Annotated in this window: 24 protein-coding genes; 21 read left to right on the top strand and 3 right to left on the bottom strand. The window is 51.2% G+C overall.

Annotated elements, in window-relative coordinates:
* Nucleotides 1-10: 10 nt before the first annotated feature.
* The 18 genes from B3M52_RS12335 (at nt 11) to map (ending at nt 7715) form a co-directional block, all read left to right on the top strand.
* Entirely contained in the window at nt 11-322 is a 312-nt protein-coding gene (locus B3M52_RS12335; RefSeq protein ID WP_012137896.1) for a type II toxin-antitoxin system RelE/ParE family toxin, read from the top strand.
* The gene (locus B3M52_RS12330; RefSeq protein ID WP_012137897.1) at nt 315-602 is read left to right on the top strand and encodes a helix-turn-helix domain-containing protein; all 288 of its coding nucleotides are present in this window, start codon (nt 315-317) and stop codon (nt 600-602) included. Before B3M52_RS12335 ends, B3M52_RS12330 begins: the two co-directional genes overlap by 8 nt.
* 94 nt (nt 603-696) lie before the next feature.
* Nucleotides 697-1323, top strand: a complete 627-nt coding sequence (locus B3M52_RS12325) for a hypothetical protein (protein ID WP_286749632.1) — start codon at nt 697-699, stop codon at nt 1321-1323.
* A 61-nt stretch (nt 1324-1384) separates the two neighbouring features.
* Nucleotides 1385-1786, top strand: a complete 402-nt coding sequence (locus tag B3M52_RS12320) for a GFA family protein (RefSeq protein WP_075195941.1) — start codon at nt 1385-1387, stop codon at nt 1784-1786.
* 142 nt (nt 1787-1928) lie between these two features.
* A complete protein-coding gene (locus B3M52_RS12315; protein ID WP_075195940.1) occupies nt 1929-2366 on the top strand; it encodes a thiol-disulfide oxidoreductase DCC family protein in 438 nt (145 codons plus the stop codon).
* Nucleotides 2341-2760 (top strand): DoxX-like family protein, encoded by a 420-nt coding sequence (locus B3M52_RS12310; RefSeq protein ID WP_075195939.1) that lies wholly within the window; start codon nt 2341-2343, stop codon nt 2758-2760. Before B3M52_RS12315 ends, B3M52_RS12310 begins: the two co-directional genes overlap by 26 nt.
* Nucleotides 2741-2953, top strand: coding sequence for a GNAT family N-acetyltransferase (locus B3M52_RS20025; protein WP_127400810.1), 213 nt, complete (start codon nt 2741-2743; stop codon nt 2951-2953). The genes B3M52_RS12310 and B3M52_RS20025 overlap by 20 nt, the downstream gene beginning before the upstream one ends.
* Nucleotides 2874-3209, top strand: a complete 336-nt coding sequence (locus B3M52_RS12305; protein WP_273633663.1) for a HigA family addiction module antitoxin — start codon at nt 2874-2876, stop codon at nt 3207-3209. Before B3M52_RS20025 ends, B3M52_RS12305 begins: the two co-directional genes overlap by 80 nt.
* A gap of 175 nt (nt 3210-3384) precedes the next feature.
* Nucleotides 3385-3564, top strand: coding sequence for a hypothetical protein (locus B3M52_RS12300; RefSeq protein ID WP_127400811.1), 180 nt, complete (start codon nt 3385-3387; stop codon nt 3562-3564).
* Nucleotides 3500-3853, top strand: coding sequence for a GNAT family N-acetyltransferase (locus B3M52_RS12295; RefSeq protein WP_178380790.1), 354 nt, complete (start codon nt 3500-3502; stop codon nt 3851-3853). Before B3M52_RS12300 ends, B3M52_RS12295 begins: the two co-directional genes overlap by 65 nt.
* A gap of 47 nt (nt 3854-3900) precedes the next feature.
* Nucleotides 3901-4287, top strand: coding sequence for a tautomerase family protein (locus B3M52_RS12290; protein WP_036204345.1), 387 nt, complete (start codon nt 3901-3903; stop codon nt 4285-4287).
* A 118-nt stretch (nt 4288-4405) separates the two neighbouring features.
* Complete coding sequence (locus tag B3M52_RS12285; protein WP_178380789.1) at nt 4406-4891, top strand: GNAT family N-acetyltransferase; 486 nt, start codon at nt 4406-4408, stop codon at nt 4889-4891.
* A gap of 46 nt (nt 4892-4937) precedes the next feature.
* Nucleotides 4938-5120: a tautomerase family protein gene (locus B3M52_RS12280; protein ID WP_256713615.1), complete on the top strand. Its 183-nt coding sequence runs from the start codon at nt 4938-4940 to the stop codon at nt 5118-5120.
* A complete protein-coding gene (locus B3M52_RS12275; RefSeq protein WP_075195937.1) occupies nt 5121-5456 on the top strand; it encodes a hypothetical protein in 336 nt (111 codons plus the stop codon).
* Between the two features lie 172 nt (nt 5457-5628).
* Complete coding sequence (locus B3M52_RS12270; protein ID WP_075195936.1) at nt 5629-6015, top strand: hypothetical protein; 387 nt, start codon at nt 5629-5631, stop codon at nt 6013-6015.
* 39 nt (nt 6016-6054) lie between these two features.
* Complete coding sequence (locus tag B3M52_RS12265; RefSeq protein WP_228712221.1) at nt 6055-6546, top strand: DUF523 domain-containing protein; 492 nt, start codon at nt 6055-6057, stop codon at nt 6544-6546.
* Between the two features lie 196 nt (nt 6547-6742).
* A complete protein-coding gene (locus tag B3M52_RS12260; protein WP_075195934.1) occupies nt 6743-6949 on the top strand; it encodes a ParD-like family protein in 207 nt (68 codons plus the stop codon).
* The gene (map, locus tag B3M52_RS12255; protein ID WP_075195933.1) at nt 6942-7715 is read left to right on the top strand and encodes a type I methionyl aminopeptidase; all 774 of its coding nucleotides are present in this window, start codon (nt 6942-6944) and stop codon (nt 7713-7715) included. Before B3M52_RS12260 ends, map begins: the two co-directional genes overlap by 8 nt.
* Before the next feature lie 120 nt (nt 7716-7835).
* Here the strand turns inward: map and B3M52_RS12250 are convergent, their stop codons facing one another.
* Together B3M52_RS12250 and B3M52_RS12245 are read right to left on the bottom strand one after the other, a co-directional pair.
* Nucleotides 7836-8714: a dihydrodipicolinate synthase family protein gene (locus B3M52_RS12250; RefSeq protein WP_075195932.1), complete on the bottom strand. Its 879-nt coding sequence runs from the start codon at nt 8712-8714 to the stop codon at nt 7836-7838.
* A 24-nt stretch (nt 8715-8738) separates the two neighbouring features.
* Nucleotides 8739-9515, bottom strand: coding sequence for an aldolase (locus B3M52_RS12245; protein ID WP_075195931.1), 777 nt, complete (start codon nt 9513-9515; stop codon nt 8739-8741).
* Between the two features lie 109 nt (nt 9516-9624).
* Between B3M52_RS12245 and B3M52_RS12240 the strand changes: the two genes are divergently transcribed.
* A complete protein-coding gene (locus B3M52_RS12240; RefSeq protein WP_075195930.1) occupies nt 9625-11094 on the top strand; it encodes a PLP-dependent aminotransferase family protein in 1470 nt (489 codons plus the stop codon).
* A gap of 54 nt (nt 11095-11148) precedes the next feature.
* On the opposite strand, the gene B3M52_RS12235 is transcribed toward B3M52_RS12240, so the two are convergent.
* Nucleotides 11149-11385: a thioredoxin family protein gene (locus B3M52_RS12235; protein ID WP_075195929.1), complete on the bottom strand. Its 237-nt coding sequence runs from the start codon at nt 11383-11385 to the stop codon at nt 11149-11151.
* A 142-nt stretch (nt 11386-11527) separates the two neighbouring features.
* On the opposite strand from B3M52_RS12235, the gene B3M52_RS12230 reads away from it, so the two are divergent.
* Together B3M52_RS12230 and B3M52_RS12225 are read left to right on the top strand one after the other, a co-directional pair.
* Nucleotides 11528-11848: a winged helix-turn-helix transcriptional regulator gene (locus tag B3M52_RS12230; RefSeq protein ID WP_218618582.1), complete on the top strand. Its 321-nt coding sequence runs from the start codon at nt 11528-11530 to the stop codon at nt 11846-11848.
* A gap of 193 nt (nt 11849-12041) precedes the next feature.
* Nucleotides 12042-12392 carry a VOC family protein gene (locus B3M52_RS12225; RefSeq protein WP_075195927.1) on the top strand — a complete coding sequence of 117 codons (351 nt, stop codon included), beginning with the start codon at nt 12042-12044 and terminating at the stop codon, nt 12390-12392.
* Nucleotides 12393-12683 lie beyond the last annotated feature (291 nt).

Here is a 12683-nt window from a genome sequence, read left to right as displayed (position 1 = left end):
TATTCTGGTAATGCTATTCATCGAAACCTCAACGTTCACCAAGCTATTGCCGAACTACCTCACGGACGAGGAATACCGTGGGCTTCAAACCTACCTTTTGCAGAAGCCGGATGCCGGGGATCTAATCAAAGGCTCGGGTGGCGTTCGTAAAGTTCGATGGGCACCAGCGGGTTCGGGAAAGAGCGGTGGTATCAGAGCCATTTACTACTGGAAGAAGTCTGACCACGAGATATGGATGCTCACGCTGTACAGTAAATCAGAGCGCGCCAGCATTCCTGGCCATACGCTCAAGCAGATAGCGGAGGCGATCAAAAATGGGTGACAGGAACCTTGGAGCAGAGATTCTTGACGGTATCAATGAAATCAAGCAATTCAAGAAGGGCAAATTGGCTCTACGAACACATGAGCTTTCTGAGCCCTCACCGCCCAAAGTGATTAGGCTGAAGTTGAATATGTCGCAATCAGCGTTTGCAGGTCTTATGGGAGTGAGCGTGCGAACTCTTCAGGATTGGGAGCAAGGACGCAGGGAGCCACAAGGCCCAGCGGTTGCTCTTTTGCGCATTGCTGAACAACACCCGGAAGTTTTTAATCAGCTTCACTGACCAAGATGAGGTGTCATCAAGCTATGTACCGGATGCCAGAACCCCCGCTTCGCTGTGGCTGTGTCATCGGTGATGGTGGGAGTTGTAAATAATTATGGGCATAGAGATCGCTGACATACTAAATGAGCATTCCGTCACCTTAGTCTTTGCAGTGATGGTGTCGGTTGTTGGGCTAGCTCTGAAAGTTGCCAAAAGCATTTACGACTTCTATGAGGAGTACATTATTCGTAGATCATATAGGCGAATTGCTGATCTATCCGAGATAGTCAAGGAGTCTGGGCTTCATAGGGATTTTCTAAGTGACTTGAAAAACAATGAGGTATTTAGGGTGGTCTCTGGAATAAAGTCATCACCAAAAAAGTCGAAAGCGTTAATGCGACTTTATTTATCGGGTAACGTTTCTCTTGATAGATTGCAAGGAATCTCGAGGTATTTGGAGCCCTCCTCTGACGGCGGACTAAAGCTGTCGATATCTAGGTTCGAGAAGTTCGCCTCTTTATACTCTTTAGTCTCGGCTTCGATAATTTTCTTTCTTGGTCTTCTGATGGCCACTCAGCTACTGTTTTCAGATAACAGTGTAACCAGCTTCCTAGGAATGTTAGTGATGTTGGTTTTTTCATTCTTGGCAAGGCTTATGTCTAAGGACTTCAGGAATTTGCGAGATGTAAAGAAAATCGATCTCAGCGAGGTATCTAATAACTCACTTGCAGATGAACGCTGATATATCGATTGAGTGAGGCATTGATGTGCCGCGTCACCTGCAGATCATAGAAGAGAATCCTATGACTAAGCATGTCGGTTCCTGCCTGTGTGGCACAGCGAAATTTGAGGTCCATGGGGACTTCGACAGCTTTTACCTGTGTCATTGTGAGTATTGCCAGAAAGATACGGGATCCGCTCATGCGGCAAATTTATTCTCGCAGTCAGCTAAATTGGTCTGGCAGTCGGGTGTAGATGCTGTGACTTCCTTTACGCTCCCTGGCACTCGTCATAACAAAAGCTTCTGTAAGTTGTGTGGTTCGGCATTGCCAAACACTCAGGTCGCAGGTTTGCTCGTTGTTCCCGCAGGGTGTTTGGACACTGAAGTCTCTGTGTTGCCAACTGCGCACATCTTTACATCGAGCAGAGCGGTTTGGGACGAAGCGATTGGAGACGTGCCAGAGTTCGAGGTCCTGCCAGAGTGAGCTAGGATCACATAACCAGAGATTCTTGGCGGAAGAGCATGCTCTGGCGCGTTTAGCAGAGTGAAATATAAAAAACCGTTCAAACCAGCCGGTACTTCGCTGTGTTCGGCACCGGCGCTTTAAAGTAGACGTTACCTCAGTTATGAAACAACAATCGCAATCTGAAGCAAATATTGCCCCCGAGGATCGAGTGGTCCTGTTCGACGGAGTGTGCCGATTGTGTTCCGCGTGGGCGCGGTTCCTCATCAGGTTTGATAGAAAGCGTCGATTCAAGTTGGCGACTGTTCAGTCACCTGAAGGCCAGGCCATTCTGGAATCGCATGGTTTCCCAACGGATTCATACGAAACCATGCTGCTTGCTGAAGGGCCCAACATATACACGAAGTCCTCAGCGTTTTTCAGAGTAATGCTTCGGTTACCATGGCCGTGGCCACTTTTCTGTATTGGCTGGGTTGTCCCCTCAGTCATTCGGGACTGGCTTTACGACCGCATCGCACTAAATCGTTACAAGCTTTTCGGTCGCTATGAAGTTTGTATGATTCCGGATAAAGATCATGATTCGAGGTTCCTGGGCGAGTAGCCCATTTTTTAGCTATGCAGTCTGCCGTGGCGCTATCGCCTTTATTTGGTTCTATCATGGCTTGATTCCGAAACTGCTCTATCCGCATGAGGATGAACTGGCTATGGGGATGGCAGCGGGCTTTTCACCGGCTGGTGCGTTGCAGTTGGCAACTATCGGTGGCGTACTAGAGATCACCATGTCGGCTGTTGTCTTGATATTTTGGCGCCAGCGATGGCCGATAGTCGTTACATTGATTGCAATGATCGGCTTGCTGGCATTTGTGGCTCTGATGCAGCCCATGCTGCTTGGGGCAGCCTTCAACCCTGTGTCAACGAATGTCGCTGTAGCCGCGCTTGCAATCGTTAGTTTGCACCTTCTGAGCGTGGTAGAGAGTGGTAACCACGAGGATTAATGGCGAGCTCATTAGCCTCGGTAACCCAATTTCAGACGGTAGCTTGGTAGTGTATTACCATCAGCTACTCGTGCACCCAGATCAACACGGTAAAGGTGTTGGTAGGAAAATAGTTGAGGCGATGCAGCGGCGAATGCCAAAGATATGGACTTACCCGGCCTTCGTTTGCACGAACTCTCTGGCACCCGGGTGAAGTACTGCGAGAGCTTTGTCTTGAGCCCCTTGGCCTCTCTGTCACGGCGGCGGCTAAAGCATTGGGTGTTAGCCGCAAAACGCTAAGTGCCGTGTTAAATGGCAAAGCTGGCATCAGTCCTGAAATGGCGATCCGGCTCTCTATTGCTTTCGATACTTCGGCAGAAAGCTGGTTGAATCAGCAGTCCCAATATGAACTCTGGCATGCCGAACAACATCGCAAAGAGCTCAACGTGAAGAGGCTTGTTGCAGCCTGAAGAAGCGCATAACCCATATGATCCTTCTTGGGATCAATAAGCAATAGTCTTTTTGGGGCCGCGCCAGCGGCCACCTGGCTCTCAGTCATCATCTTGTATGATTCAGTTAGAGGTCATGCTCAAACCGTGGCGTGACTAACAAAACCGTCGCAAAAGCCAGCGTTAGGAGATAAGGATGTCCGTAAGTATTGAGGTGGCTGAGACCGCCGAACAGTTTGATTTGGGTGGTAGGTTGATTCGTGCATATGCAGAATTTCTAGGGCTGGATTTGGAGTTTCAGGGCTTTTCCAGTGAGTTGGCATCGCTGCCAATTGTACGGTCCACCCAAAGGTGCGCTATTGCTGAGCTCTTTTGAGGGAGTGCATGTTGGTGCTGTCGGCCTCAGAGAGTTCGAGCCCGGAGTTGCTGAGATGAAGCGGATGTATGTTTTGCCAGACTACCATGGCATGGGTATCGGTAAAGCTCTGACTGAAGCTTTGCTCTGTCAGGCGAAGGAAATGGGTTATGGTTCAGTGCGACTCGACAGCGTTCGTGAGCTTGATAAGGCCTTGCGGTTGTACCAAGCTTTTGGCTTCAAGGAAATCGAGCCGTACCGGTTCAACCCTCACCCAGAAGCTGTATTCATGGAGTATAGAATCTCTTAATTATCGAATTGAGTTATGGGAGCGTTACACATATTGCAGGAGGCATCGTGATAGTCATATATGGAATCAAAGAACACCTTAACCCGGTCAAAGCTCAGCTCTCTGAGGTCATTCACGGATGCATGCAATCCGTACTCGGAATGCCGGAAGACAAGCGGGCTCATCGTTTTATCCCTATGGATGCCGAAGATTTTTATTACCCAGGTGGCAGAACTCCAGCCTACACTGCCATAGAGATCAATATGATGCAGGGGAGGGCTCCAGAGACCCAAAAGGCTTTGATCAAGGAACTTTTCAGAAAAATTGAGTCTGTGGTTGGCATATCTCCTGTAGATATCGAAGTGACAATTAAGGAGCAGCCTGCCCATTGTTGGGGATTTCGGGGTATGACTGGAGACGAGGCACGTGACCTTAAGTATTCAGTCAATGTGTAGCAGGTCGCTCAAGTACGTTTTGGGCCTCCGGCCTCCACCGAATGCCTTTTCGTTAAGCCACAGGGGCGCTGCCAAACAAAGGTGTTGAGCAATAGTCTAAAACACGGAAGAGATGGTTATGATCAGGGATGTGGTCTTCCCCGCAGATAGCGATGAGTTAAGAAAGCTTATTCTCGAGTATGCAGATTGGCTGGGTATCGATCTTTCCTATCAGGATTTTGAGGGAGAGATGGCCTCGCTCGAAGCACTGTTCTCGCCGCCTAGCGGCCAATATACATTCGCAATAGAACGTTTTCGTATCGCCGGTGGTGTTGGGTTTAGACGGATTGACGAGTACACAGCCGAGGTGAAGCGCCTGTACGTACGTCGACAGTATCAGGGTAAGGGACTCGGGCGTGTGCTCATGGACAATCTGCTATTGAAGCTGAAAAGAATGGGTTATACCCGAGTCGTTTTGGATGCCGTGCCTCCTACGAAAAAAGCCCAGGAACTATACGAGTTAATGGGCTTTGAGGAAATCGAGCCCTATTTTTTCAACCCGACGCCCGGCACCAAATTCTATGGCCTTGATCTGCAGAGTTATGCCCTGGAGTCAAATGCTTAACGAGGTCAAGAGACGCTACTGATGTGGCGCACATGTTGCCCGTTTCATCCCAATGGATGCTGAGGACTTTTACTATCCAGGTGGTAGATCACCCGCTTACACGGTTATTAAGATTAATATGATGCAGGGGCGCACCTCGGTGATTCGGAAGGTTCTAGTTAAGGAGTTATTCAGCAAAATCGAGTCGGAGGTTGGCATTCGTTTTGTGGCAATTGGAAAAGAGACTTGAATGACAGCAAAATTTAGCCAAGCGAAAGAAAAGCTTTTAAGCACGGGTTACCCGCGTTGGCGCAATATTCTATCTTGCGTGATTCTTGTGCTACTCGCTACGGGGGCAGTTTCGGCTTGGTGGTATGCGTATTACACAGCAACTGACGTAGAGTGCCACAAAGGTTTTCTGTATTTCTCAGTCGTGTGGCTGGTTGTGCAATGGGTGGTGATCGGGTATTTATTCCGATATCAAAATATTCCGGCCTTTGCGCGGGGCGGCATCAAGTTACTGATACTTCTTGGTAATGTGTGGTTTGGGCTTTTCATTTTTTCACTCCAACCGTGTGCCTCATAGGTCAAGCACATCACCAGAGACTATGGTTTCGACCCCCAAGCCTCAAATAAAGGCCATCTCACCTTGCTGCCAGTAGCAAATAGCAAGCTGCAATGGTAATTCTCTATACGTGTCGGTGGACGCGCTAAAGTAAGCCACTACACCCTGACCCTGCATCAAAGGAATGAATCGGATGGCGAGTGAAAGCTGGTTGTTAGTTGGTGGACTGGTCGCCATCGTTGTAGCGGTTGTCCATTCAGCGCTTGGCGAAGTTCTGATTTTCCAGCGAATGCGTAAAGAGACAATTGTCCCAACGCAGGGGCAGCCGGTCCTCAGAGAGCGTTACGTTAGAATTTTGTGGGCCACATGGCACATCGTTTCTGTATTCGGTCTGGCCATTGCGGGGGTACTTGTTTTCATGTCTCTTTATCCGGTCACCGATGTCCGAGGCTTGTTTCTCCGAGCGGTGGCAATTTCAATGGGCGTGTCCAGCGCATTGGTACTTTTCGCAACTAAAGGAATGCACCCGGGGTGGGTTGGGCTGCTGATCGTGGCGATATCATCGGCAATGGCATTTTGAGAATGCTGCATAAACACAGCAATATTGAGGTCTAGTAAGTTGAGAAGAGTATTAATGAGCGCCTGCCTTCTAGGGAAACGGGTTCGATACGATGGTGGGAGCCTTTCGATGAATGATCAGCTTGTAGAGACCTGGATAACAGAAGGTCGGGTTGTTTCAGTGTGTCCCGAAGTTGAAGCCGGAATGAATATCCCAAGGATGCCTGCGGAGATTTACGGAGGAAGCGGGAACAATGTATTAGACGGCGAATCCGACGTTATTGAAAAGGGCGGAAATATTGTCACCGACGATTTTATTGCAGGTGCTTCTATTGCTCTGGAATTGTGCAAAAAGTTCAGTATTGAGATAGCGATACTGGCCGAGTCCAGTCCTTCTTGTGGAAGTTCATTTATCTATGACGGTCGCTTTTCAGGTAACCGAACTCCAGGCATGGGTGTTACGGCTGCGTTGTTACGTCGGCATAATATCCAGGTATTTAGCCAATATGAGATAGCAGAAGCTAATAACGCCATCCACGCGACAAGCGCTTGATGGTCCTTTTCCAAGGCACCACCTGAACCATGACTTAGAACTGAACGATTGATACTTCGGCAATGGGATGTCAGACCTACCTATGCTGCGCTTTTCTGCGCAGTGCAGCCACACGTTAAACAGTTCATTACTCATCTTGAATGGCTGCCACTGTCGATATATGATCCGTATATAAATCGTATATTAAGGGGCTGCTATGGGAATTGTTAAGATTGACGATGAATTACACGGGGAGATCCGCAAGGCAAGTGCCGTGATGGTTCGCTCTATCAATGCTCAGGCTGAATATTGGATAAAAGTTGGCATGCTTGCCGAGGCGAATCCCAGCATGTCGTTCTCCGAAATCATGCGCGACCAAATGAAGCTGGCCGAGGTAGACATAAGGAAGGCTGTCGGTGGCTAGTGTAAAACGGAAAAGCACCGAGGAACTGAGTGCAATGCGGGAGTCCGGTCGGCTTCTCGCAACGGTTTTCGACTACCTTGATGGCCATATGGAGATCGGCGTATCTACAATGGATATCAACAATCTTGCGGAGAGGTACATTGTCGATCAGCTGAACGCTCGCCCAGCGAGTAAAGGTCAGTATGGGTATCAGTATGTTCTGAATAGCTCTGTAAACCGGGTTGTATGCCACGGCGTTCCTTCAACCGCTCAGAAGCTGAAATCCGGGGATATCATCAACGTAGATATCACGTTAGAGCAGGGCGGATTTATCGCTGATTCCAGCAAAATGTACATGATCGGCGACGTGACTCCGGTCGCCAGGCGTTTGGTCGATAAAACCTATGAAGCCATGTGGGAAGGGATTCGAAGCGTAAAGCCTGGTGCCACACTTGGAGATGTCGGCCATGCCATTCAAAGCCACGCCCAGAAGAACGGCTATTCAGTTGTTCGCGAGTATTGTGGGCATGGGATTGGTCGAGAAATGCATGAAGAGCCACAGGTTCTGCACTATGGCCAGCGTGGAAAAGGGTTGGTCCTCCAGGAAGGCATGGTGTTTACAATAGAGCCCATGTTTAACCAGGGTAAGGCCAAGGTTAAGTTGAAGAAGGATGGGTGGACCGTTGTCACCAGTGACAAGAAGCTGTCGGCTCAGTGGGAGCATACAGTGGCCGTTACCTCCGATGGTTATGAGGTACTGACACTCCGGGCCGAAGAGCATAGTTAAGAGCCTTTAAGTCCACGGCTTTTTCGTTGCGGCGGCGCCTTCACCACAAAACCGTGGACTTCCCTCACTTCAATAGACAGGCATCGATAACTCCGCAATAGCCTTTGTTATCACCTGCTCTTAAGCAAGCCCCTCCAACATTCCCTGAAGGCGCTGCTGTGCCTGCTCATTCAAAGGCAGAAGAGGCTTTCTCGGGTTGCCGACATCGTTGCCTTGCAGGGCCAGGCCGGATTTCACCGCTGCCGCCAAGCCCGATGAAACGATAAACTCCAGAAACGCGTACTGCCGGTAAAACAGCTCTTTGGCTTTCTCGTTTTCACCTTGCTTAACGGCATCATACAGCTGCTTCGGCTTGTCACCGATCAGGCAGGGTGCCGCCGTACACCAGCCGGTGGCACCCGCATTGAGGGCTTCGAGGGCCATGTGGTTGCAGCCATTAAAGAATGGCACTTTGCCATCCGATAGCGTGTAGATTTTATGCATACGCTGAATGTCGCCGGTGCTTTCCTTGATCATGCTGGCGTTCGGGATGCGCTCAACCATTTCCAGCATGAATTCTGGGGACATATCCACGCCGCAGGTGGCGGGGTTGTTGTAGATCATGATGGGCAGTGGGCTGGCGCTTGCGACTGTTTCATAGTGCTGGAAGGTTTCCGCCTCGCTCAACTTGTAGTACGAGAATGGCGAGAGCATGATCGCGTCCGCACCAATTTGATAGACATGCTGCGCTTTTCGCATAGCCTGTTCGGTGGTCAGCTCGGCGATGCCGATGACCACCGGCACCTTACCCGCAATATGCCGCACCGTGTACTCGGCGACCTGCTTCCATTCCGCTTCACTCAAATAGGCGGCTTCACCGGCACTGCCCAAGGCCGCTATGGCGTCCACTTTGGCTTCAAGCAGCACATCGATGACGTCGCCGAGCTTATTGAGGTCAACCTGTTTATTGTCCTGGCTAAAAGGGGTTACCGGATAGCCAATGATGCCTGATAGGTTCATGTCCTGTTCCTCGAAAAAAGGTTGTTAAATGCAGTCCGCGTGGTGTTTAAGCGCCTGCCGTGCGTAGTAGGCAAAATTCACTTTGTTGCGCTTGTCGGTGGATACCCAGTCGTGTGCTTCCCGGGCCAGCTCGTGTGGCAGCGGCTTGATCTCTCCTGCAGCCATCGCAAGCAGCTGCAGCTGTGCCGCGCGCTCTATCAGCACGGCCAGGTTGCAGGCCTCTTCGATCGTCTTGCCGGTGACCAGTTGGCCGTGGTGGGAGAGGAATACGGCGCGGTTGTTGCCCAGGGCGTTTGAGATCAGCACGCCTTCCTCATTGCCTACGGGGACACCAGGCCAGTCCGCGACGAACGAGCAGTCGTCGTACAGAGCGCAGACGTCCATCTGGGAGATCTGCAGTGGTACCTCCAGCATGGCCAGCGCAGCCACGTGGGTCGGGTGGGTGTGAATAATGCAGTTAACCTCCGGATGCTCTTTGTAGATCCAGGTATGGAAGCGGTTGGCGGGGTTGGGCATGCCTTCCCCTGCCAGCGGCTTGAGATCATGGTCGACAGTGATCAGGTTGTCGGCCGTAATCTCGTCGAACCCCAGCCCCAGTCGCTGGGTCAGGAAGGTGTCGCGGTGCTCGGTACGACAGGTGATCTGGCCCGCCAGGCCGGAGTCATGGCCCTTGTCGAACAGAATGCGACAGGTGAGCGCGAGCTTCTCATGGTCGGTCAGTTCCATATCCTGAATCAGGCTTTGCATATCGCGTTCGGTGCTCTGCATCAGTGCCTGCTTGCTTGTGGTGGCGGTCTTCATACGCGTTCTCCTTGGTGTCAGCTTTGACGTGGGGAGAACGATATCGCTATTCTGGACCGGCAATAAGAGCCAGTTTTGTTAGGTTTTCTGGTCCAGTGGAGAGGCGGGCATGTTAAGACCCTGGAAAACGCAGCTGTGGCTGGAGGACAGCCCCGGCAAAACCCTGCATGCAAGATTGCTGAATACGTTGACGGTGGATATCAAGGAAGGCCGGCTGTCGCCGGGGAGCATGCTGCCGGGCTCCCGCTCACTGGCCGAGCAGTTGGGTGTAAATCGCAAAACCGTGCAACAGGTGTATGAGGAGCTGGAGGCCCAGGGCTGGCTGGTTACGCGCCCGCGGTCGGGAACCTTTGTGTCCGAGACCCTGCCCGAGCAGGGGCTGTCGTCCTCTGACCATCAACTGGTTAACAGTACCAACAGGACTCGATCCGCCTCGGAGCTGGTGGAAATCCTCTATCAGGACGCGCTTAGCGCCTACAACGCAATGCCGGTCACCAATGACGGCACCCCGGATTCCCGGTTGATCCCCTATCAACTGCTGGCGCGCACTTATCGACGGGTCTGTATTGAGCTGAGCCGCAACTCCAGGCTGGGCTATGGCGATCCCAAAGGCAGTGTTGACCTGCGCAAGTCGGTTGCGAAGATGCTGTCTGGTGACCGCTTTATGAATTGCTCAGCCGAGCAGGTGTGCATTGTCAGGGGTAGCCAGATGGGTATCTATCTCGCTTCCCGTATTCTAGACCCGAGTAAGGGGGCCATCGTGATGGAAGATCTCTGCTATCTGCCCGCCCGGGCAGCCTTCGAGTCGAATGGTTTCAAGGTGCTGAAATGCAGGCTGGATGGCCAGGGGCTGGATATCGAACACCTACAGGCATTACTCGCCGAGCATTCGGTTGCCGCCATTTATGTCACACCGCATCACCAGTATCCCACCACCGTTTGCCTGCCCATGGATCGGCGGCTAACACTGCTAGAACTTTCCAAAGCACACAGGTTCGCGGTGTTGGAGGATGATTATGACCATGAATTCCACTATGAGACGAACCCTGTTCCCCCACTTGCGAGCTTGCCCAATGCCGAGAACGTGGTGCATATCGGCTCGATGTCCAAAGTGTTTGCGCCGGGTTTAAGGCTTGGCTACATCGCAGCGGATATCCGGTTCATTGAACGTGCTGCACAGGAAATCATACTCATTGACCGTCAGGGCAATACAGTCACAGAGCAGGTTTTGTCTAACCTGATGGAGTCTGGTGAGGTCCGGCGTCACATTCGTAAGACGCGCAAGGAGTATGAGGCCCGGCGTAATTTTGCTGCAGCCGAGTTCGCCCGGGTATTTGGTGACAAGGTATCTTTTACCTTGCCTACCGGCGGAATGGCTATCTGGGTTGATATTTCCAAGCTGGCCAAAAGCCGGGAGCTGGATAGCCTGCCAGGTAAGGATTCGACCCTTAGTACTGCTTATACGGACGATCAGGTGGCGCCGACTCACCTGCGATTTGGGTTTGGAGCGTTAAGTAAAGCTGAGATAACCCAATCGGTGGAGTTGTTAGCGGAGGAGTTGAACTCGACAGGACGTTAGACAGCGAAAGTACGGCGCCTCAGCAATCAGAGGCGCCGCGAGTGGAGGCAACGATTACTTCAGATCTGAGATGCTTGCCCCAAAGTTGATATGGAACGGAGCCCCTTCCAAGACAAGAGCCGGGACTGACTTGACTCCGGCTGCCTCGGCTTCGGCGATTCTCGCCTTGTCATTGCCAAGATGGACCACTTCAACATCGTAGCGAGAGCGATCAATCGCCTCGGCAACATGGTCCTCAGCAGCGACACATACAGGGCATCCTGCGTGGTAGAAAATAGCTTTGCCACTCATTATTGAACTCCTAATATCTGTTGGTTGATTGGCGTGCGCACGACTAAACGATAGAGTTGGCAGAGTGCGTTGACTAGTGGGCACAAATGAGTGGGCTGGGCACCTTTTGGTGTAATTTGTCGAAATGAAAGGAGAAAAATTCTTGCAGACTCGCAGCACCTATCGCAAGTTGGAGGACATAGTGGGCTGCAAATGGTCGGTTTCCGTCCTTCTCGCCGTGGAGAAGGGGGTTAACCGGCCTGGGGCCCTTGAGCGACATATTGAAGGAATCTCGGCAAAAGTCCTCTCTGAACGACTTCGAAAACTTACGGCATATGGCCTGATGCACAAGGAGAGCTTCCCGGAGGTCCCACCGCGTACCGAGTATTCGCTGACCAAGTCTGGTCAGAGGCTCATCAAAATCATTCAGCAAATCCAAGATCTCGATGTCGAAATGAGCGAAAAAAGTGAAAATTCTGTGTAGATGCAACTACCACATAACGCATATGAGCCTTCTTGGAACCAACAGAGAATAGGCATTTTGTTGGCCGCGCCAGCGGCAAACTGAACTCATGAGCGAGAACATTTGCCTCGACAGTTTCGTTCAGCTTTCAGACGCTTAGCGGTTCAGCGGTCACCGGTTAGAGCTAAATGAACCTCAATCTGTGGGAGACAAAATGAAGGTAAAACGAATAGTTACCAACATAGCGGCGGCAACCCCCTCCGAAGCAGAGAAATTCTACTCGGCTATTTTTGGGCTTAAGATTGTGATGGATCATGGATGGATAAGAACCTATAGCTCGGGCGAGGAAATGACCACTCAGGTAAGCGTGGCATCGGAAGGTGGCTCCGGAACGCCAGTTCCTGATCTGTCTATCGAGGTTGATAACCTGGAGATCGCTTTGGAGAGAGTGAAGAATGGAAATATTGAGATTGAGTATGGCCCGGTAAGTGAGCCCTGGGGTGTTCGTCGGTTCTATGTTCGTGATCCGTTCGGGAAGCTCATCAATGTTTTACAGCATGAGTAACCGTTGGGGATTGCTCTAACGGTTCGTTCCGTGTCAGATGGTAAAAATATGGAACCCGTTGTTCAGGAAGAAACCACTGGTTGTGGTATAGCCGCAAGTGCAGCTTTAGCAGGCATCAGTTATGCCGAGGCTAAACGGACTGCAAACGCGCTGGGTATTTACGCCGACGATACGGCGCTTTGGTCAGAGAGCGTGGTGATGCAAAGGTGTTGGATTCCAGGAAGGCACTGAAAGCAAATGTCCGCCGGGATTTCGGGCGCACGAAACCCAAGTGGTACATTGAGATATAAA

It is taken from the genome of Marinobacter sp. UBA2688 (genome assembly GCF_002352785.1).
GTDB classification, from domain to species: domain Bacteria; phylum Pseudomonadota; class Gammaproteobacteria; order Pseudomonadales; family Oleiphilaceae; genus Marinobacter; species Marinobacter salarius.
The sequence above is the reverse complement of the archived record's forward strand: the minus strand, read 5'-3'. Positions and strand labels throughout refer to the sequence as shown.